Origin of the sequence: Seleniivibrio sp., from assembly GCF_021209385.1 — a bacterium.
Lineage (GTDB): Bacteria > Chrysiogenota > Deferribacteres > Deferribacterales > Geovibrionaceae > Seleniivibrio.
This window is the reverse complement of sequence record NZ_JAJOIL010000024.1, coordinates 19,006-44,868: the sequence shown is the minus strand read 5'-3', so window position 1 is coordinate 44,868 and position 25,863 is coordinate 19,006. Positions and strand designations below refer to the sequence as shown.

Here is a 25,863-nt window from a genome sequence, read left to right as displayed (position 1 = left end):
AAGAATAAGGCTGCTTTACCCCCCCACAGGGTTCGCAGAGATGGTTAGAAATAAATGTCTTCGCGAGGAGGTTTAGCGACGAAGCGATCTCATTTGACATGCCCGTTGATATATCTGTGACTGTTTGCCTGAATATGGCATAAAAAAAGGCGGTTCCTGCGAACCGCCTTCTTATTATTTCTGTCTAAGCAGAGTATCTATTAACCACAAGTTTCGGGCTGATCAGAGTCAGCAGCGTGATCGAACAGATATCTGTATACGTTCTGGAAGTCTTCTTCAGTTTTGATACCTTCTTTGAACTTACCGCCGCAAGGAAGTTTTGCGCGGTTAGTGAAAGCGTCTTTCCACTGAGCCTGAGTCTTAGTGGATGCACCTTGTTTCTGGGGAAGAGTTGTGCCGTCAGCACACATAGTGTGGTATCTTTTCCACAGTCTTTTTCCTTTTCTTCCGTCGCCGCCGTTAAAATCGAAAGCAAAAACAGTTGAAGCTGTGAAAGCCAGAGCCAGAACCACTAACATGATTTTCTTGAACATTTCAACACTCCTTATAGCAACCAATATATTGGTTTATAGTCATATTTGAAGATATCACTATAACGACATAATTTCAAGGTTTTTTTTGTATACAATATACAGCTAATTCCCATGAAGATATTGATACTAATAATGTATTAGTTAAAATATGCAATAAGGATGTATGAAATGTCCTTTTTGAACCGAAAAATTTTCAACCACATTGTGTGTTAAACCTCGGGTATGCGTGTAATAATATAGGTATATCTTGCAATATTCAAAAATATGAGTTAAAAAAGATATAAATAGTATTAATACTATTCAGGTGTTGAATATGATATCGGAGGCAGATATGCAGAAACTCAGATTGTTTTATTGTATTGTCGCCGCGGCTGTGCTTGTTCCGGTCGCCGCGTTCGCCGCTTCGGCTGTGTCCGAGGGCGAAAGACTAGGCAGACCCTGCGCGGGATGCCATGCTACAGACGGTTATGCTCCTGGTGAGTACATTGCACGCATAGGCGGTCAGAACGCAGAGTATATGACAAAGGTCATGAAGGATTTTGCAGCGGGAAAACGCAAAGGCAGCGTTGAAATGTCTTTGCTGGCAAAAGGATACTCGGAAGCTGATCTTGCCGCTATCTCTGAATATTATGCAGGCAAACCGTGGAAGAACTCTACTAATAAGATCGATCCCAAGAAATCTGCGGCAGGTTTTAAAATAGCCAAAGAGAACGGCTGTTTCGACTGCCACGGAACGAAAGGGGAGGGGATGGACGCATATCCCAGAATCGGCGGGCAGAACTCAGGATACCTTCACGAAGTTCTGAAACGCTACCAGACGGGAAAGATAGAATCCGAAGAGATGGCGCTGGTGAAAGATATGTCCGACAGCCAGCTTGAAGCTCTTGCACAGTATTTTTCAGGCATCAGGAAATAAGGGGGCGGATATGAGCATTACAAGACGTAACTTTATAAAATACACCTTTGCGGCTGTTGCAGGCGCTTCCGTTCTCGGACATTCCGCCGTTGCTCCCGCGGCTCAGAAAACATCAGGTATCATAATGCCTAAGAAAGGCAAAAGGATAGTGGTTCTCGGAGGCGGCTGGGGCGGATGCACAGCGGCAAAATACGCCAGAATGGAAGATCCGAAGGTTGAGGTGATACTTATCGAAAGAGACCCCAAATTCATCTCATGCCCCATAAGCAACCTTGTAATCGGCGGTCAGAAAACTATGAAGGATATCACCTTCACACGCGACAAGCTGGCAAAGAACTACGGAATAAAAATAGTTTATACCGAGGCGACAGCTCTGGATGCGGTTAAAAAGACGCTTACTACCAAAGCAGGTACGATCGAGTATGATAAGCTCATTGTTTCACCCGGCATAAGCTATGACTACGATGCGATAGAGGGGCTGAACAATGCGGCGGCGATCAAAAAATTCCCTGCGGCTTTCAAAGCAGGGGCGGAAACAGTTGCTCTCAGGGAAAAACTTGTTGCCATGAAACCCGGCGGAGTGGTTGTTCTTGCGGTTCCCCCTGTGCCTTACAGATGTCCCCCCGGACCCTACGAAAGAGCTTCTCTTATCGCTAATTTCCTGAAAAAATATAAAAAAGGTTCTAAGATAATCGTTGTGGATGCAAACGACGACGTTACATCCAAAGGACCGCTGTTTAAAAAGGCTTGGGCGGATTATTACAAGGATATCCTTGAATATATTCCCGATGCAGCCGTTACAAAGGTTGACGCTTCCACTGGAGTTATTACCACCGAGCAGGGCGAGATAAAGTCAGACGTTGCTAACATCATTCCGACTATGACAGCCGGAAAATCTGCTTTTGACCTTGGACTTATGAACAAACCCGACGACAAGTTTGTCCGCGCGGATGCTTACACTCTTGAGTCCTATAACTTTAAAGACGTGTACGTCATTGGTGATGCCACCCACAACGGAGCTGTCGGCGGTGTGCCGAAATCCGGATATGTGGCAAACTCAATGGGCAAGGTCGCGGCAAGCGCTGCCGTCCGCACACTGAACGGTCAGGAGCCACTTGCGCCTTCTCTGATAAACACCTGTTACAGCATGGTTAATGATGACGAGGCTATATTTGTTGCCGCTTCTTATAAGTATGACGATGTGAGTAAGAGGATAATCTCCGCATCCGGCGGAACATCCCCCGAACGCTCCGTTCTCTTCGGAAAACATGCCGAAGACTGGGCGCTCGGAATCTGGAACGATATACTCGGATAAAAAAACAGCGGAGGCATAAAAACCTCCGCTTTTTCGTTTTCTAGTGTTCGTGGGTGCCGCAGCCGCATGAACCGCAGCAGCCGTCCATTGAAAGTTCCGTCAGAACTCCGTTGACGCTTTTGGGATGCACAAATGCAACTTTTTTGCCGTGTGCGCCGTCCATGGGTTCTTCGTTGATAAGTGTCGCGCCGTCCTCTTTCAGCTTTTTCAGCGCAGTCGTAATATTTGCGACGCTGTATGCAACGTGATGTATGCCTTCGCCTTTCTTCTCAAGAAATTTAGCGATGGGGCTTTCAGGACTTGTGGGTTCCAGAAGCTCGATATTACTTTCGCCGACCTTAACGAACGCAACTTTTACTTTCTGGCTTTCGACTTCTTCGTAGTGGTAGGGTTTAATTCCCATTGTTATGTAGAACTTAGTAGCCTCATCAAGATTTCTTACGGCAATGCCGATGTGGTCTATCTTCTCAAGCATGCAAATCACCTCTAGCTCGTTAATTTCTTAAGCAGGGGGGCAACGACGGCGGGGTTTGCCTTGCCTTTGGATGCTTTCATGATCTGTCCCATGAAAAATCCCTGAAGCTTGGTTTCGCCGTTTTTGTATCTTTCTGTTTCGGCGGGGTTTGCATCCAGCACCTGTTTAACGATGGCTTCCAGTTCGTCTTCGTTGCTGTTCTGGACAAGTCCTTTCTCCGCAACGATATCTGAGGGTTTTTTACCCGTTTCGGCAGTTTCGTCAAACACCTGTTTTGCGATGTTTCCGCTTATTTTTCCTTCGTCTATGAGTTTCACAATCTCTGCGAGGTTTTCAGGCGATACGCCCGCTTCAAAGATTGTGCATTGTTTGTCGTTCAGCCTGCGCATCAGCTCGCCCATGACCCAGTTGCAGACTGCTTTTGGGTTGTAGTGGGATTTGACAGCCTGTTCAAAATATGCGCCGTATGATTTGGCAGATACAAGGAAATCGGCGTCTATGCCTGACAGTCCGTATTCGCTCATGAACCTTGCGCGTTTCGCATCGGGCAGTTCGGGCATCCATGCTTTGATGCCGTCTATGAACTTGTCCTCGAGTACTATCGGCACAAGGTCAGGGTCGGGGAAATAACGGTAGTCGTGGGCATCCTCTTTGCCGCGCATTGAGGCTGTTATACCTGTGTCAGCGTTGAAAAGACGTGTCTCCTGAACTATCTTTCCGCCTTCGTTCAATACTTTTTCCTGACGTTTCTGTTCGTATTTGATGGCTCTTTCAACGTTTCTGAAAGAGTTGACGTTTTTTATCTCCGCGCGTGTTCCGAATGGAGCGTTGGAATCGGGACGGATGGAAACGTTGGCGTCGCATCTCATGGAGCCTTCCTCCATGTTGCAGTCGGAAACTTCGACGTATTCGAGGATGGTTTTGAGTTTTGTGAGGTACGCTTTTGCCTCTTCCGCACTTCGCAGGTCGGGTTCGGATACTATCTCCATAAGGGGGGTGCCTGTACGGTTGAGATCAACGAGACTGCATCCCGCTTCGTGGTTCAGTTTGCCCGCGTCCTCTTCGATGTGTATACGGGTGATGCCGATGCGTTTCTGTGTGCCGTCCTCAAGCTCGATGTCGATGTATCCGTGTTCGCAGATAGGCAGTTCATACTGGGAAATCTGATACGCTTTCGGCAGATCGGGGTAGAAATAGTTCTTTCTGGCGAAGACGCTTTTGGTGCGTATCTGGCAGTTAAGAGCAAGTCCTGCTTTTACAGTGTATTCCACCACTTTTTCGTTGAGAACCGGCAGAACACCGGGCATACCCAGACAAACGGGGCATACGTTGGTGTTGGGGTCTGATCCGAATTTATTTGAGCATGTGCAGAATATCTTGCTTTCGGTAGACATCTGGACATGCACTTCAAGTCCTATTACGGGTTCATAGCTCATCTTTTATATCCTATTATTTCAGTTTTTCAGGCATAGTGGGCAGTTTCGCCTGCTGCTCAAACGCATATGCTAGGTTGTAAAGTCTTCCCTCGTCAAAATATTTGCCGAGAAGCTGTACGCCGACGGGCATACCGTCTGCACCGAAGCCGCAAGGCATTGAAAGCCCGCATCCGCCGTAGAGGTTCAGCGAGATGGTGTTGATATCGCTGAGGTACATCTGGAGCGGGTCGCTCATCTTTTCGCCTGCTTTGAAAGCTGTTGTTGGCGAAGTGGGGCAGATTATCGCGTCCACTTTTTCAAAAGCGTTCACGAAGTCCTGCTTGATAAGCGTCCTTACTTTCTGTGCTTTTATATAGTATGCGTCATAATATCCTGCGCTGAGAACGTAGGTGCCGAGCATGATGCGTCGTTTCACCTCGTCGCCGAAGCCCTGTGAGCGGGATTCGTAGAACATATCCTTAAGATTGTCCGCATCCGCTCTGTATCCGAATCTGATACCGTCGTAGCGTCCGAGGTTGCTTGATGCTTCCGCAGTTGCGATGATATAGTAAGTCGCCACAGCATATTCAGTGTGGGGCATACTGATTTCAATAATTTCGCATCCCATGCCTTCGTATGCTTTGATTGCGTTGTTCACGCACTCACGCACGTCGGCGGCTATACCTTCCGCGAAATATTCTTTCGGAACGCCTATTTTCATCCCTTTAACGTCGCCTGTGAGGTATTTGGAATAATCATCCTGTGCAATGTTGAGGCTGGTTGAGTCTTTTTTATCGTATTTACCGATGACTGAGAGTACGGCTGCGTTGTCGCTGATGTTCGATGTCATGGGACCTATCTGATCCAGTGACGACGCAAACGCGATAAGACCGAATCGGGAGACCCTGCCGTATGTGGGTTTCATACCTGTGATGCCGCAGAGTGAAGCGGGCTGGCGTATTGAGCCGCCTGTGTCACTGCCCAGTGCAAAAGTTGTCAGTCCTGCCGCAACGGATGCCGCTGAACCGCCTGACGAACCGCCGGGAACTTTTGTTGTGTCCCAAGGGTTGCGGGTCTTTTTACGGAAAGCCGTCTCGTTGGATGAACCCATGGCGAATTCGTCCATGCTCAGCTTGCCGAGGCAGAGGAAGCCTGCATCCTCCAGAAGCTGTGCCGCAGTTCCCTGAAACGGAGGGACGAATCCTTCCAGTATCTTCGAGCTGCAAGTGGCTGGCATATCTTTCTGAATGATAAGGTCTTTCAGCGCCATGGGGATACCTGCGTAAACAGGCAGGGTTTCGCCTTTGGCACGTTTTTCGTCAACCGCTTTCGCCTGTTCAATGACCTTTTCATTTATGTAGTTATAGGCGCATATTTCGCCGTCGTATCTGTTTATCCTGTCCAGATAGAACTGTGTGAGTTCTGCGGATGAAAACTCTTTTTTGCTAAGTGATTCTGAAAGTTGTTTAAGTGTTTTTCCAAGCATGTCAGCCCCCTTACTCTATCACTTTTGGAACACGGAACATTCCGTTTTCCGACTGGGGAGCGTTTCTGATTGCGTCCTCGTTAGAAAGGGAGGCTTCCGCCCTGTCGGGGCGTGTCACTGTGTAAACGTCCAGAGCGTGGGAAGTGGGTTCTATGTTGTCTGTATTCAGTTCATTCAGTTTGTCGATGTAACCTAAAATGTTGTTCAGGTCGTTTGTGAATCTTTCTGCCTGTTCGTCGTCAAACTTGAGTCTGGCGAGGGTTGCGATGTGCAGTACATCCTGTTTTGAAACGGTTTGGGACACTTTGCATACCTCTATGGTTTTAATGAGAAATGATATTATGACTTTCTTTCGCATATTTTTCAAGTTTGATTGTTGATTTGAAATGGGTTAAATATAGTTTATCGCAGACAAGGGGGAAACATGAAAATTTTAGTCACAGCGAAACTGCCGTATGACGTTAAAAAACATCTGGCAGGACACGAAGTGGATTATAACGATACAGAAAACGGGCTTACTCCTGCGGAACTGGCTGAACGTGCAAAGGGAGCCGACGCCATAATTAGTATGCTCAGCGATAAGATAACACCAGAGCTTATAGACGGCTGTCCGAAGCTCAAGGCGGTTGCAAACTATGCTGTAGGTTTCAACAATATAGACGTGGCATACGCGAAGAGCAAAGGCATCACCGTGTGCAACACACCGGACGTTCTGACACAGGCGACTGCGGAACTGGGGTTCAGTCTTATGATGGCAGCGGGAAGGCGCATTGTTGAGTCAGATAAATTCACCCGCGAGGGCAGGTTCCACGGATGGAAATCCGACATGATGCTCGGCGTGGACTTTTTCGGCAAGACAATAGGCGTATTCGGGTTCGGACGTATCGGACAGGCTGTTGCAAAGATGTCCATTGGTTTCGGAATGAAGGTGCTTTACAACGCCAGAACTAAGAAAGATGTTTCGTTCGCCGCAGAATATGCGGATTTCGGTGAACTGGTTTCAAAGTCCGATTTTGTTATTATCACTGCACCCGCAACACCTGAAACGAAGCATAAGTTCACCATGGAAACCTTTAAAAAGATGAAAAGCACCGCTGTCCTTGTGAACATCGGCAGGGGCGAGATAATAAAGGAATCAGACCTTGCTGACGCTCTGGAACAGAAGCTGATATTTGCCGCAGGGCTTGACGTTTACGAGTTTGAACCGAAGATCGAACAGCGCCTCTTCGCACTGGATAACGTTATCCTAGCACCCCACATAGGAAGCGGCACAACAGACACCAGAAGCGCTATGGGCGCACTCTGCTGTGACAGTATACTAACTGTTTTCGGCGGCGGCACACCCCGCAATGCTCTTTAAATCTTAAATACCGAAACTGCTCTTTTCAGCTCCGTCACGACAGTATTAAGCTCGTCGGCGGAGCTGTTTATTTCGTCAAGGTCTTCCGTGTTCTTATGGGATATCTCGTTAATATTACCTACTTTGTTAGTGATTTCCGTGGACGAGCTCGACTGCTGTTCGGCTGCGGTGGCTATTCTGGTTATCATATCAGACGTAACTGTGGTATGTTCTGATATTCTGTTTATGCTGGAACCTATGACAACAGCGATCTCTTTTCCTTTTTCTGATTTTTTAGTTGTTCGGAAAATTTTCGACGATACCCTGCATCTCACCGCGTAAAGATGCTATCATGCCGTCTATTTCTTTGGTGGAGGTTTGAGTTTTTTCAGCAAGCTTGCGAACTTCATCCGCCACGACCGCGAACCCGCGTCCGTGTTCACCTGCGCGTGCCGCCTCGATGGCGGCGTTCAGTGCCAGAAGGTTTGTCTGGTCTGCGATATCGTTGATAACCCCGCTGATGGAGCCTATCGCCTCTGCTGACGTTCTGAGGTTTTCTATGAATTTTTTGTTCTGCTCAACGCTTTCAGCTATTTCTTCAATCTGCTCGACTGTTATGTCCACCGATTTTTTGCTTTCGTTGGTGATGTTAAGGGTATCAGCTGATTTATGTGAAGTTTCCACTGCACTTTCGGCTATCTGACCGATACTCATGTTCAGTTCGTTCAGCAATTCCATGAGCTGTTCCACCTCATTCCCCTGAGAAGAGATGCCGCCGGAGATATCCTGAACGCTCATTTTCATCTTTTCGCCCGACCTTGTTATAACGTCCACCTGCGACATGATGTCTGAAAGAGCCGCTCTTGTGGTGTCTATGAAAAGATTGAAGTGGTTGGCTATGCGTCCGAATTCGTCGGAGGAAGCGATATCAACCTTGGAACGCAAATCAAGCCCGCCGGAGGACATTTTTTCAAGCCTGTCTATGATAGCCTGTGCGTTCTTTATTATAGGATTTAAAAGCAGGATAAATACGCAGGTTGAGAAAACAAAAAGGATGGCACCGCGCCACAGGGCGCCTATTATTGCGGAGTTCACCTCTGTTTTAAGATCTTCAAGGGAGTAGTCTACGCATATTACTGTCGCATGCCCGCCTATGTTGCCCAGCGGCAGAAAAGCCGAGCGGAAGGTTCCCCACTCGTCGGTGTATTCATCAAACTGAATCTTTCCTGTCCTGACAGCTTCGGAAATCATCGGACTGGGGTCTTCATATCCGCTCATATAGCGGCTGTAGTCCCCTTGTGCATATTCTTCAGGAGTTCCTGAGTCCGATGTGAAGAAGAACCTGCCGTCTTTTTCGATTACAGAGTAAAGATACTTGACGCCCATCTCGTTTGCCGGTTTTCCAAGGATAAAGATAAGTTGCTTATATTCCTCTTCCGTGGGCTGTTTTTTGGCTATCCGTTCGTGATATTCTTTCAGATATGGCGAAAGCGAATATGCAGCGGAAACAAGTGTTGCGTCTATCTTTTGATAAACTGCATCTTTTTTGATGGAAGCGGCATAAAAAACATATATTGCAATAATGATGATATTGACGGCTATGACAACGCCTATAAGTTTTGTTCTGATGTTCATTGGAACTCCCGATTCAAGAAATAATTATTTACAAAAGTTTATCATATTTTTTATGTGATTAAAGGATAAAAATAGTGATTTTTAACATAATGGAGGGATATAAAGAAAAAGAGCAGGCAGCGCCTGCTCTTTAATTGTGTAGGTATCAGTCAAGCGCGGGTTTAAGTGTCGCGTCTGTGGGAGCGGGGAGTATCGGGTAAACCACTTTCGGCTGTACGCCTGTGGCAGACTTAAGGAACGCTTCAACTTTGCTCATATCTTCCTTAGACATTTTTGAGCCAAGCTGAGAAACGTTCATAACCTCGATAGCTTCCATAAGGCTGTAAACAGCACCGGAGTGGAAGTAGGGGGCTGTCAGGTCTATGTTTCTCAGAGAGGGGGATTTGAAAGCGAATTCGTCTGCCTCTGCATGAGTGACAGCTACTCTGCCTTTGTCGCCTTTCATGATGCTCTCTGCGGGTCTTGTAACCACACCCATAGTGTAGTAGTCGTCTCCGCCCATGTTAACACCGGAGTGGCAGCCAGCGCATCCGTTGTCCATGAAAAGTTTAAGACCTTCTTTCTCTGTTTTGGAAAGTGCTTTCGCGTCGCCTTTCAGGTATTTGTCGAATTTTGAATCGGGAGTGATAAGCGTTGCTTCAAAAACTTCTATAGCTTTTGCCATATTATCGAAAGTCACAGGGTCTTTCTCGCCGGGGAAAGATTTTTTGAATAGTGCAACGTATTCGGGCATGCTGTTAAGTGTCTTAACAACATTGGCGGGAGTGTTGTTCATTTCTACACCGGCCTGAACGGGACCTTTTGCCTGTTCCGCAAGGTCTTTCGCGCGTCCGTCCCAGAACTGTGCGACGTTGAAGACAGAGTTAAGCACTGTGGGGGCGTTTCTGGGTCCCTGTTTCCATCCGTGACCTGTTGATGTGGGCTGGTAGTCCACGCCGCCCATACCAACGTTGTGGCAGGAGTTACAGCTTATGAATCCGCTTTTGGAAAGTCTGGGATCGAAGAAAAGCATTTTACCGAGCTCGACTTTTTCCGGTGTTGCCGCGTTGCCTTTGACAGCAGGAGCTTTGGCAGGAATCGGTTTGAATGTTGCCTGTGCCTCTTTCATAAGTGCGTCCGCAGCGTGCGCTGTTGAGAATGTCAGAACGAGCGCGATAAATGAAGCGAGAGTGAGTAAATCAGCCCATTTACTCATAGAAATAACTTTCATGTTCCACCTCTTAGATTAGTTGATTGAAGCGATAAATATTATCGTTAAGGAAGTTTTCCATTTTGGCAGAGATTTGTCAAGAGGAATAATATTATCAATTAACATAGTTTCTAATTATCTGAATTTAAATAGCTGATATGTTTTATAAAAAGGTTATTATTAAACGTAAAAAAAAATTAACGGAAATACTTGATGAGAAAGGATATGTGATTCGATATGTTTTTAATTGACGACCTGACGTGTCCGTAATAAAAAAGCGGTGCCGAAGCACCGCTCTGTCATTTTTGATTAGATAAAAGCCTCTATAAGCTTGGAGACGTCTTTCATCTCCACGGTGCGGCTTATTTCAGGGTGACGTGCCTCATATGGTGCGCGTTCATATTGCGAATACACGCCGATGGACAGCTTTTCCTGATCCGCTGCCAGCTTCACAGCTTCGTCGTGTGACGGCATTTTGTCCATCTTAACAACTCGTTCGTCGTAATATTCATATTTGTATTGTCCGCCGAAGGTGACGCAGGGTTGGAATACGTCAATCAGTGCGAAGCCCTTATGGTTGATACCCTGCATGATGAGGTCGGTGAGGTGTTCGGATTCGCCCGTATAGCCTCTTGCAACGAATGTTGCGCCTGTTGCCATTGCCAGTATCAGCGGATTGATGGTCGCATCAACAACGCCGAAAGGGGTTGATTTTGTTATCGTGCCTTCGGGGGATGTTGGCGCCGCCTGTCCGGTGGTCAGACCGTACACTTTGTTGTGGTGAACTATATAAGTCACGTTTATGTTTCTTCTGATGGCGTGTATAAGGTGTCCTACACCCATTCCGTAACCGTCGCCGTCACCGCCGTTGACAAGAACCGTCATGTCGGGGTTAGCGAGCTTGATACCGGTTGCGATGGGCATTGTTCTGCCGTGGAGCGTTTGCAGTGCATAGCTTCGGACATAGTTAACCATTTTTCCCGAACAGCCGATGCCGGAGACCAGCGCCAGCTTATGAGGTTCTATATCAAGGTTTGCAAGGGCTTTTTTTATACTGTTCCAGATTGCGAAGTTTCCGCATCCGGGACACCAGTTAGGTATTTTTCCGGTATTGTATTCAACAGGTTTCATTTAAGCGCCTCCCCGATGTATTGAACGACTTCCTCTGTGAAGAAGGGGCGACCATCGTATTTCAGACAGGTCTTTTTGATGTATATGCCTGTGTTCTCCGCGATGAGCGCGCGAAGCTGAGCGGTCTTGTTGTTCTCGAAAGCCACAAGGTTTTTGCCTTTAAGCAGATCGGCAACTTTGTCCCATTGCAGGGGATGTACTGCGGGGAAATAGATGAAGTTGAATCTGTCGTCGTATTTCATAGCTTCAAGAAGCACCTGTTTCATGGAGCCGAAGCAGACGAAAGTAAGCGGCGCGTCTTCTTTGCCTATAAGATAGGGGTGGGGCATCTCTGCCGCAACGAAAGGCTCTTTTTTAAAGCGTCTGTCGGTCTGATAAACCCTGTTTTCAGCCGAGTCGATAACGAATCCGGTTTTGTCGTGTTCATTACTGCCTGCGACAAAAAGACCGCCGGGTGTGCCGGGGATGCTTCGTGTCGGAACGCCGTTCTCCGTCTCCTCATAGCGTTTGAAATGCTCGTTGGGGGTTTCGGGGTTGCCTTTAAAAATCAGTCCTCTGTCCATCGTGCCGTAATCGGTGGACATGTCACCCGCCATGAAGTGCGATTCGGACAGGAATTTGTCCAGAAGCACTATTACGGGTATCTGGTATTTATCCGCAAGGTTGAAAGCGTCAACAGTGAATTTGTATGCTTCGTCAAGGTCGGCAGGGGAGTAGATTGCTCTCAGAAACTCACCCTGTGAAGCGTGCAGAGCGTATTGCAGGTCTGCCTGCTCTGTCCATGTGGGCATACCTGTTGCAGGTCCGGGGCGCTGTGAAAGCGCGACCACTATCGGTATCTCGGTTATCGCCGCGAGCCCGAAACCTTCGTTCATCAGTGCGAAACCGCCGCCTGACGTGCCTGTCATGGCTCTTGCGCCTGCATGGGATGCGCCTATCGCCATAAGGATACCCGCTATCTCGTCTTCGGCGTGCTTAACCGTTACATGGTAATCTCGCGCTTCTTTAGCCAGATAGTGCAGGATAGATGATGCAGGGGTCATGGGGTATGTGCTGAAAAAGGTGACGCCTGCGCGTATCGCGCCGATGGCGACCGCTTCGTTTCCTGTCATGACCGGAGCCTTTTTGCAGGATGCGTTATGTGTTTTTTCCAGCTTTATCATGGGCTGGCAGTGTGCGAACCCAGCTTCTGCCGCGTCTACGTTTGGTTTAGATATTTTGCCCGGATAGCTTGCGGCAACCACTTCGGTCATGACCTCTTTTGGCAGACCGAGCGCGGCAACGGAAGCCCCAAGTGCCGCAGTGTTGCGCATGATATCCTTGCCGTTGAGGTCTTCAACTATTTTCTTAAGAGGCACATTGACCTTAATGCCTTTAATGTCGTACGCTTTTTTAAGGTTGTCAAAATCACCTATTACTATGGTATCGTCGTCGAACGTCTCTTTTTCAAAGCACACGTCGTCAAGCGCAATGTACAGGTCGATACGTTTTTTCGGCGCCGTAACGGGGGTTTTGCCGAAGACCATCTGATAGCTGTTGTAGCCGCCGCGGATCAGCGAAGGATATTCCAGATATCCGTGAATGAAATATCCGCAGTCTTTAAGAATTTTTGCGAATACGGGTCCGAGGGTGGTTATGCCGAAACCGGCAGGTCCGCCCACTTTCCATACGAAAGTTTTTTCCATGTTCATTCCTCTGAACGGTACAGGTTGCCGTCGCCGAAAACCAGCGCTTCAAACCTGAATATCGTTGTGTCTTTGTCTTTATAGGCATCCTGTGGCAGTCCCGCTTTAACGCAGGTCTGTTCCAGAAATGTTTCTCTGTCCCAATAGTGTTCCTGTGCCACCTGCGGCAGAAGAACGCCTCTGTTGTAACCTTTGATGATGTAAATGCCGTCTCTGCCGACTGTTATCTCTTCGGCATCAGCGGGTATCATGGGGGATAGGACGGATATTTCCAGTTCGCACATAGCGAATTCGTCCTTTGAAACGGGACCGAATCTTGGGTCGGCAAACGCCGCCTGACGTGCCATGTCTTTCACGTTCTCCACAATGCCTATATCGTCGCGGAAGTTGCCTATGCACCCGCGCAGGCGCTTGCGAAGGTGGATGGTAACAAAGCATCCGCTCATAAAGTCCAGACCCTCTGGAGCTTCTCCGCAGTCTGTGGCAGTACCGTAAAGTTTGTCCTTAATACTGTTTCTGGCGGTTTTCAGCAGAAACAGCTTTCCTTCCCTGCTTATTTTAAAACCCATGTTTCACCAAATAAAATAATGTTACCATAATTAAAACGGGTTGGAAAAGATTTGTCAACTGCAAGAAACGATATTCTTATGCGAACATCACTGAGCGCATTGAGACACTGGCATTCTGGAATATTTCACACGGGAAGCTTACAGTGTCGGTCTTGTCTTTCAGTCCGCATGCCATCACGAAAGGAATATAATGGTCTTTTGTCGGGATTGAGAATTTTGCACATTCGCCGAGTTTCATCGGGTCGCATATTCTTGCCATGTTGGATGACATCACCGCGCCTTTCATGGCTGTGTCAAATTCCACGCCTCTGTAATTCGGTTCCGCGTTTTCATTGAAAAAATCCGCGTTGCGAAGGTTATGGACAATATTGCCGCTGCCTATGAACAGAACTCCGTTCTCGCGCAAGGGTTTAAGATTTGCCGCCGCGTTGAAAAGCGTCTGGTAATCCGCTGTCATGTCTGAACTCATGTAGAACACGGGGATATCCGCTTCGGGGTACATGTGCAGAAGAACACTCCATGCCGCATGATCGTTTCCCCATGAGCTGTCGCATTTGCCGCCTGACAGTTCAGCCGCTTTTTTTGCATAAGCCGGAGCGCCGACAGGATTGTATACAACTCTGTAAAGCTCGTCCGGAAATCCGAAGAAGTCGTATATCTGTTTCGCTCTGTCGCCGCAGTGAACCTTTATACCCTGCGTCTGCCAGTGAGCGGAGATGATGCATATCGCTTTAGGTTTTTTTATGGTCTGTCCGAGCGTTTCGAGGCTCATCGTAAATTTGTTTTTTTGCACTATGTTCATGGGTGATCCGTGACCTATGAACAGAACCGGAGTTTTCATTTTTTAAGCACCGCCACTAAGATAAAATCGTCTGACATTTCAAAACCTGCACTCTTAAAGTCACCCATGTACTCTATACATCTGAAACCTGCTGCCATTGAGGCATCCAGAAGTTCCCTGGGGGTTAACGGGTAAAGTGTGACTGTGGATGTTTTGGACTGCCTGCCGCCTTTAAGCACCCCTTTGAAAGAGATGTGGTTTTTAATGTATTCGTAATACCTTTTAAAAACATAATGTTCCGTGCGTATCTCGGGGAGCGATAAGGGGTTGATAGTGAGTATTCTGTGATAGTTGAGAATCTGCACCACAGCGGTTCCGTTCGGTTTCAGCACGTCGTAAAAACCGCGGATGATGTTTTCAGCATGAGTGTAGTTCCGGCAGTGTGCAAGGGTGTTGCCCATGCAGGAAACCACATCGAAAACAGGAGAATACGGCAGATCGGTCATATCACCGACGACCGTGTTCTCTTTGAAATGTATCAGCTCCGGTACATATTCAAGACCGTATGCATTGTAACCGCTTCTGGAGTATCGTTTAATGTATTGTCCCGTTGCGCTGCCGACGTCGAGAATGAATCCTTTCGGCGGCGCAAAACTTTTCACCAGAGCGGCTGCATCCGGGGAATAGGGGAATATTTCGTCATAGCCTTCTGACAGCATTCTGTAAAAATCCATTAATCAAACCCTCTGAAAATAGTTTGGACTTCCGACAAAAAATGAATGAGACTGCTTCGGGCTTAAGCCCTCGCAGAGACGAATTAGTCTTCGCGAGGAGCGCAGCGACGCGGCGATCTGATATTGTAAATTTTGCCGTACAGTGAAAATCGTCTATACAGAAGTTATGGCACTATTTTTTCTCAGTTTCAATTGAGATGTGTCAGTTTTTTAATTTTAAATGTCAATCATCGCAGAAAAGTTAATATCTACTGCAAAAACTCCCTTTATATTACCGTCGTCTGTTTTGACAGGAACAGCAACTGTGAAACAGAAACTGCCTGATGCCACGGAGCGGTAAATATCACTTATGTATGTTTCGCCTGAACGAGCGGGTACCCTGTACCATTCGCGGTTTGACCAGTCCGAACCGACAGACGAGCGGTCGTTTTCATTTTTGACGGATTTGTTCCATACGTTCGAAGAGACCTGTCTGCCCCGATTGTCTGTGACGTATGCCAGCTCTATGAAGCCGTTGCGGGAGATGAATCCGTTCAGGAACGATTCGAGAGAAGCTGTGTCCATGTTTTTAAGCTCTCTGGAAGAAGCCGCTGATTCTGCCGTATGTGCCGATTTTTCATGAGCTTTCAGGCGGAATTTGCCGACACCCATAAGGAGTTCGTCACAGCCTGAGTTTATGGTATCCACTATCTGTTCCAGTTGCCCCGCAAGGTTGGACTGTTCGTCCGCCTGAACGGCGATGTGTTCGATGGAGTCAGCAACGCTGTGCATTGTTTCTTCCTGCTCTTTTCCGGAAAGCGCTATAGCTTTCAATCTGTCGTCGAGCTGTTCAATGCTTAACGTGACGCTTTCGAGCAGAACAACCGCTTCACTGCTTATCTCTGCGCTTACATCAACGGATTTCAGCACTTCGCCGACAGACCTGCTTGATGTCGTTATGCTTGATTTGATGCTGTTCAGTATGCTTTCCACACCGTTGGTGGCTTCCATAGACTGCTCTGCCAGTTTGCGCACCTCCGTGGCAACGACAGCAAAGCCTCTTCCCATCTCTCCGGCTCTTGCCGCTTCGATTGAAGCGTTGAGAGAGAGCAGGTTTGTCTGGTCTGCTATTTTTTTTATCATTTCCATGATGGAGCTGATACTTTTTGAATACTCCTCCATGGAGTGCATCTGTGCCTGAAGTTCGTCCACTTTCTTTTTCACTTCCTGCATGGTATCGGATGAGTATTTACTCTTGTTCATTGCCGCATCAGCGGATTTGATGATTGATGATGAAAACTCCGTAGCCTCAACTGTGCTGTTGGTAACACTTTCGACCGTTGCGGAAAGTTCTCTGGATGCCGCGGCTATCTGCATAACCTGTTCCGCCTGTGTGACGGAACTGCTTTTCAGCGTTTTTGCTGCACTGTCAAGCACAGGAGCTGTCTTTGACAGCTTTACGGATGCTGATGAGATGTTGAAAACGGATGACTGCATCTTATCGAAAAGCTTATTCAGCAGCTCGCCAGCACGGGAGCATTGCCCGTTTTTTGACTCCTCAAATCTAATGTTCAGGTCGAGATTGCCTGAGATCATTTTCTCAAGCGATGATAATAAGTTGTTAAAATGACGTGTTGACGTTCCCCACATGTACGCCTCCTCAATGTGGTGGGGTTTTGCAATCATTGTGCCAAAACAATACAACCTTGTCAGTTTCCTTACAATTTCCTGTATCCATTTCTCTGTGCATGTTTTGTGTTTATTTGTAATATTTACTGTTTAATAATTATTGAATGAGTGTTCAATTATTAATCACTTGGTGTTCATAATATGGACATTGAATATATCCATTACGGATATCCTTATGGGAAATAAAAAATCTGTTCGCGAGAAGTTAAAAATATGCATACCTATAATTTTTTTTAATGGAGTTTCTCATTGAATAAAACGTCTTTTCTTTCATATGTCTGCGGAAGATACTGAACTTTCAGCCGTTTTGGACGCAGGTACATTTATTGTGAAAGCATATGCCTATTTCATAAAGAGGTTATTAATTAAGAAAAAACTTTTGCTTGCAGAAATAGATACAGTCTTTATAATTCATATTGTAAAGCTACACAAGAACATCGGGCTGAGCCCGTCTATGAGGTTATGATGCACAGTCAAGCAATGTACTGCGTTGGAGACATTTTCAGGGTTTTTGACAGAGGACTGCAAAAGGAAAAACTTGTCGTTCTTGCCAGATTCATCATTGAGAAAGAACATTTCACTCTCTTGAGTCTTTCCACATTTGAGCGCTGGACAGACAGAGAGCTGGCTTATGTGAACCAGTTCGAGAAAACAAGACTTTCCAGAGAGGAGATACTGTACCTTTCCGGCGAGGATTCGCTGACATATGTCGGCAACATAAATATGATCGCCGCTGACCTTGCCGCTTTTATAAACGACAAGTTCACAATGACAAGAACCGTTTAATATGCTTTCACTGCCCGAAGGGGCATTGATATAACTTCTCTGCACCGCTCCGGATGACTCACTCCCATCCGTGTTCCGGTGCAGAGGGGTTTTGTACAGTGAAGTAGTCTGCTAACTCCGAAGGACTTCCGAAAACAGCCTCCGCTTCTTCAAACTCCCCATTTTCACCGAATCCGTAAGAGACCCCGTATGCTTTTATACCGTTTGCACGCGCACCGGCTATGTCGTATACCCTGTCGCCTATCATAACAGTATTTACAGGATTAAGCTTTTCAGCGGTCAGAAGATGTGCAATGAGTCCGTCCTTTTCGACATGGGTTCCGTCCAGACTGCTCCCGTATACCCTGTTGAAGAAACCGTCCAGTCTGAAATGCACCAGAATCCTCTCCGCAAACACCTTTGGTTTTGATGTGCAGACGAAAAGCTTGTAACCGCTGCTTTTTATCCTTTTAAGCGCGTTCTCGATGCCGTCATACGGTGTGTTTTCGTACAGACCTATGGTTGAGAAGCGTTCGCGGTAAATACCTACGGCTGCCTGTGCCTCCGCTTTGTCATCTGTGCCTATAAGCTCCGCAAAACTCTGCCAGAGAGGCGGACCGATATATTTTTTGAGCTGCTGTTTAGGCGGGCATGGGATTTTCATTTTTTCAAGGGCATATGCTATACAGGCGGTTATGCCTTCGGACGGGTCTGTCAGAGTGCCGTCCAGATCAAAGAGTATATTTTTTTCATGAGCCTTTATACAACATCGGACAGAGGAAACAAGAAAATTGTGCAGATTATGCGCAGGTGTGCAAATTTGACACAGCCCCCATTATGCAAGATATTGATTTTCATAAGTATTGTTTTTGGCATATTGTTTGCGTATTATTTGTTAATACAATTTACATGAGGTTCAAAATCATGATTAAACAGGTCATCAGAAAAACGACATCAATGACAGCACTGTTTTCCTTTATCTGGCTGAGCTTTACAGGCATTATAATGTATTTTATGCCTCCCGGCAGGATCGCCTATTGGGTAGACTGGCATATCTTCGGGCTGAACAAAGACAATATCGGACAGACACACACAACAGTGTCCATGCTGTTTATCGTTGCCATGGTGCTTCACGTCTGGCTGAATTTCGGTGCCATCGTCGGCTATATGAGAAGCAAAACCAGAAAACTCATTGTTTTTACACCGGAAACCACAGCCGGACTTATAATAGCCTGTGTTGTATTTTTCGGAACCATCTATGGTCTTGCGCCTTTTTCTACCGTAAACAATGCTCTTGCCGACTTTAAAGAGGACTATGAATATACCGTAGGCAACCCGCCGTACGGACACGCGGAACTCAGCACTCTGCCTGTTCTTGCCGACCGCATGAAGATGGACATGGGTAAAATAGAGCAGATCATGCAGGAGAAAGGGTTTACCCATGATAATGAATCCACCTTTAAAGACATAGCCGCAAAGAACGGAATGAATCCCGCTCAGCTTTACAAGATAATACTTCCGGCAAAACAGAAGAAACAAATTGTCATAGAAGAGAGCGAAAAGGTTGATATGTCTAAATATGAACACCTGCAGGGTAGCGGTATGGGAATGAAGACCGTTGCGCAGGCTGCGGAGAACTGCGGTATAACCGCTGATGAGGCTATCGCACGTCTTGCGAAAAATTCCGTTCAGGTTTCAGCATCAGACACGCTCAGAGATGCCGCCGAAAAAGCTTCGCTGACACCGATTGAGATATACGCGATAATTGATACCGGAAAAAAACCTTAATAAAATGAAACAAAGAAATGACTTGTTTTATTTTTTGAGTGATATATTATATTTACAGGCGTAAGCTCTGAATTGAGCAGCAGGGTTTACGTTTTAATCTCACAGTCCCCTTATGTTGATGGCCGCCGGAGCAAGCGGCCATTTTCTTTTTCTGAGGCTTATCTGCGGCGCTCTACATCGTCAGTTCTCGTTCGGAACAGCTCACATACTTCTATGCACAGCGAGTATCTAAGCGTCAGTAAGATATGGCTTGCCGAATTGTCTCTGCGAGCCTGCAAAGCAGGCGCGGCAGTCTGTCTTTTGGATGTCAGTCGAGAACCCTTATAATGATGGATTCTCTTCCGCCTTTTGAATAATATATTTCGTCGGTGATACGCCGTGAAATTTTTATACCTTTGCCGTCGCTCTTTTCCCTGTCATACATCCATGTTTTCAGGATATGCGGGTCAAACCCTGTTCCTTCGTCCTCGATGCGTATCACTATTGCCTTTTTGTCCCAGAGTTTCTGTATTCCGATAGTGGTTGATATCATCTTTTCTGAATCTGCGGCGGCGATGAAATCGTCGTATATTCCCTGATTGATCATCAGATATTTTTGTCTGTTATCCAGCTCCAGAACCGAATGTTCAAAGGAGTTCATCACCATTTCGGTAAAGGCGAGGGTGAGCATATTCATTGTTTCAAAGTCGCTCTGCATCACAGTAAAACACTCTTCCGCCCATTCGATAGCCTTGCCTACGTTTTTCAGACAGGAGTTGAACCTGAACTCGCGGACGTCTTCAAGCTGTTCGTCTATCTTGAGAATATGGATGCACGATATATCGTCTTCCGGTGTTTCCATGAGGCTTCCGACGTATTTGTGGAAGTCTGTTTTCATGGCGCACGCCTGAAATCCTTCAGTGACCTTGTCCACCATGGTTTCGCCCTCGTGGCTCTTACATTCGTAAAGTCCGTCGGTTATCACCATTATTCCGAGAACGTCTCTTATGCTGTATTTGTCCGTGCGGAAGTCGGTCATATATTTTGTCAGCGGCGGGTTGTTGCATTTGATGGTTTCAACAGTGCCGTCTTTGGATTTGACATAAACAGGGGGGGAGCTGAAACTTGCTACTTCCATATTTTCATTTATGAAATCCAGACGCATAAAGGTGATCGAGAGTATCTCATCGTCGAGAAGTATGCCTCTGATGTAGTTGTTGAACACCTGTACGGAGTTTTTGAGCGGTCCTTTGATAACTTCCCTTTCGGTGTCTATGATGTGGTTCATGTATGCCGAGGTAAGAATTGATGTGACGGATGCGGACAGTCCTTTTCCCATGGAATCAGCAAGGAATATGAACAGCGAACCGTCGTCCAGCTTTCGTATTGAGTATATATCACCGCTTAGGATATCCAGCGGTTTGTAAAAAATGTTCAGATATACGCTGTAGTTTTCGCCGTAAACGTTCGACAGACTGAATTTTTCCAGAAAAAGATCGTTCTGTATCAGGCTCAGCTCTTTTTTGAAAGCGTTAAGTTCCTGCTGAGAGTGATATTTTTCCTGATATTTCAGAAGTTCCAGTTCTTGTTTAAGGTTCTTTTCCTGCAGTCTCTGGTTTACGAAGGACTGCATTGATTTTTCAATTGCCTGATTCAGCTTTTTTGTGTCTATGGGTTTTGAGAGGAACTGGGTTACGTTGTTGTTTATGGCTTCAACAAGGGCGTCTTTTTCAGTATAGGCAGTAACGAGAATTATCGGTATGTCGGGATTTGTCTTGCGTATCTCCTTTATCATGTCGATACCGTCCATAAATCCCATTCTGTTGTCTGTTATTATCAGATCCGGCTGGTATGCAAGGAACATTTCAAGTCCTTCAGTACCGTCGGATGCCTTAATGACGGATTTGAACTTTCTGGCAAGTTTTGCTCCCAGATATTCCAGAGCAAGTGGTTCATCGTCAACGCAGAGAACCACCAGTTCCCGCATAAGGTCGGTCATAATATTAATTTCGTTCATAAATATCCGTCGGAAGACAATTTTATTTTGATGAATTTCTGTCAGTTTCAGTTTATAATAACAAAGAGAAAAAATCAAAATAAATTGGCTTTCAGTTTTCAGGGGTGGATATGCATATTGAGTTTCCCGGCAAAAACACAATGCGGATCAGCGGTGAGGTCAATACAATTGAAAACTATACCGAGATCAAAGACAGTATCCTGAAATTCATCTCCTCATGCGAAAAAGAGCTTATCATAGAGATTACAGATTCTATGACCATGACATCTTCTATAATAGGTTTTTTTACTAAAATAATACACAGAGACGGGATAAATCTGTCACTTTTGGTACACGACCGTAGGCTTTACGGTCTGCTTGAGGATCTGAATCTGATAAAACTTTTCAATGTCAGACATGTAGACAATATTTAACAGACAGATTCTCATTTTGTTATTGTTATTGCCGCAATTATCGGCTAAACCGAGATGATATGAAAAACAGAAACGTTATGATAGTGGAGGCGAAGTCCGGTTCCACAGGCAATCTTGAAAAGGCTCTCAGAGGACTGATGTACGGTGTCCGTATCGTGAACTTCAGAACCGATGACCTCGGTTCAGAAGTTAAATCATACATGCCCGATATTCTCATAGTGGACATGACGGTTAATGCGGACAAGAACATTATCGCCAAGGCGTCTCTTGTACAGGCGGAGTTTGCTGTTCCGGTCATATACTACACCGAAGCGATAAACAGCCGCACCCTGTACCAGACCATGAAGACCAACCATTACGGCTATATCTATGCGCCTATTGATGAATCCACACTTCAAACCACCATAGAACTTGCTCTGCACAAATTCAAAAACGACACCTCCGTTAAAGAGAGCGAGCTTAAATACCGCGAGCTTTTCAATAATATGTCAAGCGGGGTCGCTATATATGATCTCATAGAGTTCGGAAGCAAATTTATATTTACGGATGTGAATAATACCGCCTGCGAGCTTCTGAAAAGAAACAGGACGGATCTTGTTTCAAGACCGGTTACGGCAATATATAAAAATGCTCTGAAATACGGGCTTCTTGAATCCATCAATCAGGTTCAGGATACCGGACAGCCGCTTAAAGCGGACAAGATGTACTATGAGGATGATATCATCCGCGGCTGGTTCAACCACTACATCTACAAACTGCCGTCCGGCAGTATAGTTCATATTTTCCATGACATAACGGAGAAGATGGAAGCTGAAAAACAGCTGATGGATAAGCAGAAGGAACTTGAGATAGTGAACCTTGAGCTTGCGAAGGCAGTTGTTGAAGAGACCGACAAAAGGAAGAAGAACGAGCAGATAATATTTGAACAGTCCAGATTCCTTGCCATGGGGCAGATGATAAGCGCAATAGCCCACCAGTGGAGGCAGCCCCTTTCGGCTCTGGGTATAAATATTGAAGACCTTGAGGATGCATACAACGCAGGAGAGCTTGACGAGGACTATATCAAAGAACTGACCAAAGATTCCATGGCGCTCATAAAGACAATTTCAAAGACTATGGATGATTTGAGCAGTTTCTTCCGTTCCGGTCAGGATGAAGAGAATTTTTCTGCGTTCAGGATGCTGGCAGAGGTCATTTCTCTGCAAAGCGCAAGGATGAAGAACAGCAACGTTTCACTTGCATTTACCTGCTTCGCCCAGCAAAAGTCGCTCCATGCGGATGAAACGAATATCGAGCAGGTACTGGGGGAAAATGATTTTATCCATCTGAAAGGAGTCCCCGCAGAGTTCAAGCAGGTTATCATCAATATCCTTAACAATGCTGTGGATGCCATCATAGAAAAAAACAGCAACGACGGCAGAATATCCATAAAAGTTGAAGAGGCGGGCGATACCCTTAATATATTCATAACCGATAACGGATGCGGAATTGACGGCGATATTGCCGAAAAGATGTTCGATCCGTATTTCACAACAAAGACAGGCGGTTCGGGGATCGGACTTTATATGTCAAAGGTGATTGTCGAACAGCATATGCACGGCAGGCTTTCAGCCGCCTCCATGCCTTCCGGGACGGTTATGACGGTCAGCCTTCCTTACAACCGGTGATAAGCAGACCTGCCTTTCCCATGTCCATATGACAGCTTACGGAGCTGTCGGAAATGACCTCTTTCCATGCCTGTTTCATACCTTCCGACCATGAGATATCATCAAAAATGATGTGTGCACCCGCCGCATAGGGCTTTATGGTGCGGAAATAGTTTACCGTGGGTTCGTATGCGTGATGCCCGTCTATAAAGACCAGATCGAAATGTCCGTGTTTTGAGAGAACATCGCCCAGTACGTCGGAAAATCTTCCGACTACCCGTTCGATATTGGATATACCCAATGCTTTGTGAACCTCTGCGGCAACTGCAGATATCTCCGGCGCTCCCTCTATGGTGACTATGCTACTCTGCGGATTGCCAAGCGCCATATATGCAGAAGAAAACCCGCAGCAGGTGCCGAGTTCCAGTACTTTCGCGGGTTTATAATATTTTGTCATGCCGTACATGAAAGCCGCCCATGCGCCTTTCATGCCCCATCCGCATACTTCGTTCAGATCTTTTTCAACCCTGCGCCCTTCGTGCATCTCTTCTGCGGAAAGCTTCATCTGCGGCTGTCCTGCGCCATAGTCTTTATAGCTCAGAACTCTGCCGGATGCCCGCAACGAACTGCGGATATCCTCTATCCTTCTGAAGTCCGGCTCGTCGGCTTTTATGCCGAAATAGGCTATCGCCTCTTCGGGGGTTGAAAAAGGGATGTTCATCAGGATGTAAGCTCTTCAAGAACCCTGAGTATCTCCGGAAGAAGCTGTTTCTTTCTGGAGAGTACGCCGGGCAGGAAAAATCTTTTGGGTTCTGTGGGTTTATATGCCAGAAGCTTTTCAGCAATCTCATGTCCGCTGGTGAGCAGTACGGATTCCTCTTTTATAATGTCGGTCACAAGGAGCATGCACCAGCTGAGTCCTTTCTCCTTTTTGACCTCGTCGATTATTTTGAACAGTGCATCCTGTGTATCGTTGAGTTCCTCAAGGTTGACAACTTCTACCTGACCGATACCTACTGTCATTCCGTATTCGTTGAACACTTTGAAGTCTGTTCCGAGGATGTCTCTTGGCTCTCTGGATTTCAGGCTGTCGGTGGATGAGAACATCTCCACGCCGTATTCTTTGTAATCCAGTCCTGCCAGTTCCGCGAGTTCCTGAACAGCCTGTTCGTCCTGCGGTGTCGTCGTGGGGGATTTCAGAATCACTGTGTCGGAGAGAATACCCGAAAGCAAAACAGATGCCGTAAGTTTGTCGGGTGTTTCGCCGCTTATTTTGAAAAGCTGATAAACGAGTGTGCAGGTGCTGCCCACAGGTTTCGCAAAGAAGTGTATGGGAGTTTTTGTCTTTATGGTGCCGAGCCTGTGGTGATCGACTATTTCAACTATGCGGGCTGATTCCGCACCGTCAACAGCCTGTGTCAGCTCGTTGTGGTCCATAAGTATAAGTTCTTTCTGCGCCTTTTTAATGATGTCCGAACGGGTCAGTATGCCTATCAGTCTGCCGTCGCTTGTAACGGGAAGCCCTTTGTGGTCAACGCCCATGAGTGTATTGCTTGCCGCGTCAAGATAGTCTTCTGCGGAGAGTTCCGGCATATCTGCTGTCATGAACGCTTTTGCGGGGATGCTCAGCTGGAGGTTGCGCAGTGTTTCCGCAGTGTCCAGTTCAGAGACATAGACCCAGCCTTTGAAGGCGGAAAAGTCAAAATCCATGTCCTGTTCGCCGCGCATGCCTGTAAGTACGATGGCGGGAAGCTCATTCTGGACAGCATATTCAATGATGTCGCGGCGTTTGCCGACAATGAGAATGGTGTGCTGTTTGTCCACAGCCTCCATGCGCTCAACAAAGCGCTCATAGGGCATAGCGCCTACCATGAATCCGGCGCGGAACTCATCCTTTTCGCCGCGTATGTGGGTGTAGCCTTTGACTGATTTTTCAAAGTTTGAACCGCGGAAGATGTATTCCGGACGCTTTGAAGGGTCTTCCGGAGTGAAGAAATGTGCGATTTCAAGGATGCTTATAACTCCGCAGAGTTTCACGCCGCCTGTTGTTACAGGGGTGATGCGTATCTTAAGTTCCTCGATATTGCGCAGAACTCCTTTGATGGGTTCATTCTCGTCTATGGCGATAACTTTATGGGTCATAACGTCTTTTACTTTCGGGTAGACGTCGCTGATGAATTTCGGAACTTCAGCGCCGAAGCGCTCGAAAATGAATCTGGTCTGTTTATTTATGTTCCCGCAGCGTGCGGGGGTATATCTTGTTCCGTCGTTCAGGCGGTTTTTGAGCTGTGCGTATGCGTATGCGGAACAAACTGAGTCGCTGTCGGGGTTTTTGTGTCCGACGATGATTACTTCTGACATATTGACCTCATGGAGATTGGATA

Annotated in this window: 26 protein-coding genes; 8 read left to right on the top strand and 18 right to left on the bottom strand. The window is 46.6% G+C overall.

Annotated elements, in window-relative coordinates:
* Window positions 1-200: 200 nt before the first annotated feature.
* On the bottom strand, window positions 201-533 hold the full coding sequence (locus tag LRY47_RS07480; protein ID WP_295223825.1) for a cytochrome c: 333 nt from the start codon (window positions 531-533) through the stop codon (window positions 201-203).
* Window positions 534-864: 331 nt separating this feature from the next.
* On the opposite strand from LRY47_RS07480, the gene LRY47_RS07475 reads away from it, so the two are divergent.
* Both LRY47_RS07475 and LRY47_RS07470 read left to right on the top strand, forming a co-directional pair.
* Complete coding sequence (locus LRY47_RS07475) at window positions 865-1,449, top strand: c-type cytochrome (protein ID WP_295223824.1); 585 nt, start codon at window positions 865-867, stop codon at window positions 1,447-1,449.
* A 10-nt stretch (window positions 1,450-1,459) separates the two neighbouring features.
* On the top strand, window positions 1,460-2,764 hold the full coding sequence (locus tag LRY47_RS07470; RefSeq protein WP_295223823.1) for an NAD(P)/FAD-dependent oxidoreductase: 1,305 nt from the start codon (window positions 1,460-1,462) through the stop codon (window positions 2,762-2,764).
* Between the two features lie 40 nt (window positions 2,765-2,804).
* Here the strand turns inward: LRY47_RS07470 and mce are convergent, their stop codons facing one another.
* Genes mce through gatC form a run of 4 tightly spaced genes read right to left on the bottom strand, consistent with a single transcriptional unit; the run spans window position 2,805 to window position 6,498 of the window.
* On the bottom strand, window positions 2,805-3,239 hold the full coding sequence (gene mce, locus LRY47_RS07465) for a methylmalonyl-CoA epimerase (protein ID WP_295223821.1): 435 nt from the start codon (window positions 3,237-3,239) through the stop codon (window positions 2,805-2,807).
* 11 nt (window positions 3,240-3,250) lie between these two features.
* Window positions 3,251-4,675: an Asp-tRNA(Asn)/Glu-tRNA(Gln) amidotransferase subunit GatB gene (gene gatB / locus LRY47_RS07460; protein ID WP_295223820.1), complete on the bottom strand. Its 1,425-nt coding sequence runs from the start codon at window positions 4,673-4,675 to the stop codon at window positions 3,251-3,253.
* 13 nt (window positions 4,676-4,688) lie between these two features.
* Window positions 4,689-6,140, bottom strand: a complete 1,452-nt coding sequence (gatA, locus tag LRY47_RS07455; protein ID WP_295223819.1) for an Asp-tRNA(Asn)/Glu-tRNA(Gln) amidotransferase subunit GatA — start codon at window positions 6,138-6,140, stop codon at window positions 4,689-4,691.
* Window positions 6,141-6,150: 10 nt separating this feature from the next.
* Complete coding sequence (gene gatC, locus LRY47_RS07450) at window positions 6,151-6,498, bottom strand: Asp-tRNA(Asn)/Glu-tRNA(Gln) amidotransferase subunit GatC (RefSeq protein WP_295223818.1); 348 nt, start codon at window positions 6,496-6,498, stop codon at window positions 6,151-6,153.
* A 66-nt stretch (window positions 6,499-6,564) separates the two neighbouring features.
* On the opposite strand from gatC, the gene LRY47_RS07445 reads away from it, so the two are divergent.
* A complete protein-coding gene (locus tag LRY47_RS07445) occupies window positions 6,565-7,500 on the top strand; it encodes a D-glycerate dehydrogenase (RefSeq protein ID WP_295223816.1) in 936 nt (311 codons plus the stop codon).
* On the opposite strand, the gene LRY47_RS07440 is transcribed toward LRY47_RS07445, so the two are convergent.
* From LRY47_RS07440 to LRY47_RS07400, 9 genes are all read right to left on the bottom strand, one after another.
* Complete coding sequence (locus LRY47_RS07440; RefSeq protein ID WP_295223814.1) at window positions 7,497-7,688, bottom strand: hypothetical protein; 192 nt, start codon at window positions 7,686-7,688, stop codon at window positions 7,497-7,499. The two genes, LRY47_RS07445 and LRY47_RS07440, sit on opposite strands and share 4 nt — an antisense overlap.
* Window positions 7,689-7,773: 85 nt before the next feature.
* Window positions 7,774-9,114, bottom strand: coding sequence for a methyl-accepting chemotaxis protein (locus tag LRY47_RS07435; RefSeq protein WP_295223812.1), 1,341 nt, complete (start codon window positions 9,112-9,114; stop codon window positions 7,774-7,776).
* Between the two features lie 145 nt (window positions 9,115-9,259).
* Window positions 9,260-10,324 (bottom strand): cytochrome-c peroxidase, encoded by a 1,065-nt coding sequence (locus LRY47_RS07430; protein WP_295223810.1) that lies wholly within the window; start codon window positions 10,322-10,324, stop codon window positions 9,260-9,262.
* A gap of 288 nt (window positions 10,325-10,612) precedes the next feature.
* Window positions 10,613-11,434 (bottom strand): thiamine pyrophosphate-dependent enzyme, encoded by an 822-nt coding sequence (locus tag LRY47_RS07425; protein ID WP_295223808.1) that lies wholly within the window; start codon window positions 11,432-11,434, stop codon window positions 10,613-10,615.
* On the bottom strand, window positions 11,431-13,119 hold the full coding sequence (locus LRY47_RS07420; RefSeq protein WP_295223807.1) for a 2-oxoacid:acceptor oxidoreductase subunit alpha: 1,689 nt from the start codon (window positions 13,117-13,119) through the stop codon (window positions 11,431-11,433). The genes LRY47_RS07425 and LRY47_RS07420 overlap by 4 nt, the downstream gene beginning before the upstream one ends.
* A gap of 2 nt (window positions 13,120-13,121) precedes the next feature.
* A complete protein-coding gene (gene amrA, locus LRY47_RS07415) occupies window positions 13,122-13,688 on the bottom strand; it encodes an AmmeMemoRadiSam system protein A (protein ID WP_295223805.1) in 567 nt (188 codons plus the stop codon).
* 76 nt (window positions 13,689-13,764) lie between these two features.
* Window positions 13,765-14,529, bottom strand: a complete 765-nt coding sequence (locus LRY47_RS07410) for a class III extradiol ring-cleavage dioxygenase (RefSeq protein ID WP_295223803.1) — start codon at window positions 14,527-14,529, stop codon at window positions 13,765-13,767.
* A complete protein-coding gene (locus tag LRY47_RS07405) occupies window positions 14,526-15,203 on the bottom strand; it encodes a class I SAM-dependent methyltransferase (protein WP_295223801.1) in 678 nt (225 codons plus the stop codon). Before LRY47_RS07405 ends, LRY47_RS07410 begins: the two co-directional genes overlap by 4 nt.
* 216 nt (window positions 15,204-15,419) lie before the next feature.
* Complete coding sequence (locus LRY47_RS07400; protein ID WP_295223799.1) at window positions 15,420-16,868, bottom strand: methyl-accepting chemotaxis protein; 1,449 nt, start codon at window positions 16,866-16,868, stop codon at window positions 15,420-15,422.
* A 277-nt stretch (window positions 16,869-17,145) separates the two neighbouring features.
* Here LRY47_RS07400 and LRY47_RS07395 point away from each other — a divergent pair, with 277 nt between their 5' ends.
* Window positions 17,146-17,337, top strand: a complete 192-nt coding sequence (locus LRY47_RS07395) for a hypothetical protein (protein WP_295223797.1) — start codon at window positions 17,146-17,148, stop codon at window positions 17,335-17,337.
* On the top strand, window positions 17,337-17,657 hold the full coding sequence (locus tag LRY47_RS07390; protein WP_295223795.1) for a hypothetical protein: 321 nt from the start codon (window positions 17,337-17,339) through the stop codon (window positions 17,655-17,657). The genes LRY47_RS07395 and LRY47_RS07390 overlap by 1 nt, the downstream gene beginning before the upstream one ends.
* Window positions 17,658-17,715: 58 nt before the next feature.
* Here the strand turns inward: LRY47_RS07390 and LRY47_RS07385 are convergent, their stop codons facing one another.
* Window positions 17,716-18,378, bottom strand: a complete 663-nt coding sequence (locus LRY47_RS07385; protein ID WP_295223852.1) for an HAD hydrolase-like protein — start codon at window positions 18,376-18,378, stop codon at window positions 17,716-17,718.
* Window positions 18,379-18,560: 182 nt separating this feature from the next.
* Between LRY47_RS07385 and LRY47_RS07380 the strand changes: the two genes are divergently transcribed.
* The gene (locus LRY47_RS07380; RefSeq protein ID WP_295223793.1) at window positions 18,561-19,424 is read left to right on the top strand and encodes a DUF4405 domain-containing protein; all 864 of its coding nucleotides are present in this window, start codon (window positions 18,561-18,563) and stop codon (window positions 19,422-19,424) included.
* A gap of 307 nt (window positions 19,425-19,731) precedes the next feature.
* Here LRY47_RS07380 and LRY47_RS07375 read toward each other — a convergent pair whose 3' ends face one another.
* The gene (locus tag LRY47_RS07375) at window positions 19,732-21,420 is read right to left on the bottom strand and encodes a response regulator (protein WP_295223791.1); all 1,689 of its coding nucleotides are present in this window, start codon (window positions 21,418-21,420) and stop codon (window positions 19,732-19,734) included.
* Between the two features lie 110 nt (window positions 21,421-21,530).
* Between LRY47_RS07375 and LRY47_RS07370 the strand changes: the two genes are divergently transcribed.
* Together LRY47_RS07370 and LRY47_RS07365 are read left to right on the top strand one after the other, a co-directional pair.
* Window positions 21,531-21,833: a hypothetical protein gene (locus tag LRY47_RS07370; protein WP_295223790.1), complete on the top strand. Its 303-nt coding sequence runs from the start codon at window positions 21,531-21,533 to the stop codon at window positions 21,831-21,833.
* A gap of 59 nt (window positions 21,834-21,892) precedes the next feature.
* Window positions 21,893-23,500: an ATP-binding protein gene (locus LRY47_RS07365; RefSeq protein ID WP_295223789.1), complete on the top strand. Its 1,608-nt coding sequence runs from the start codon at window positions 21,893-21,895 to the stop codon at window positions 23,498-23,500.
* Here the strand turns inward: LRY47_RS07365 and LRY47_RS07360 are convergent.
* Window positions 23,478-24,200: a class I SAM-dependent methyltransferase gene (locus LRY47_RS07360; protein WP_295223788.1), complete on the bottom strand. Its 723-nt coding sequence runs from the start codon at window positions 24,198-24,200 to the stop codon at window positions 23,478-23,480. The two genes, LRY47_RS07365 and LRY47_RS07360, sit on opposite strands and share 23 nt — an antisense overlap.
* Complete coding sequence (locus LRY47_RS07355) at window positions 24,200-25,840, bottom strand: putative manganese-dependent inorganic diphosphatase (protein ID WP_295223786.1); 1,641 nt, start codon at window positions 25,838-25,840, stop codon at window positions 24,200-24,202. Before LRY47_RS07355 ends, LRY47_RS07360 begins: the two co-directional genes overlap by 1 nt.
* Window positions 25,841-25,863 lie beyond the last annotated feature (23 nt).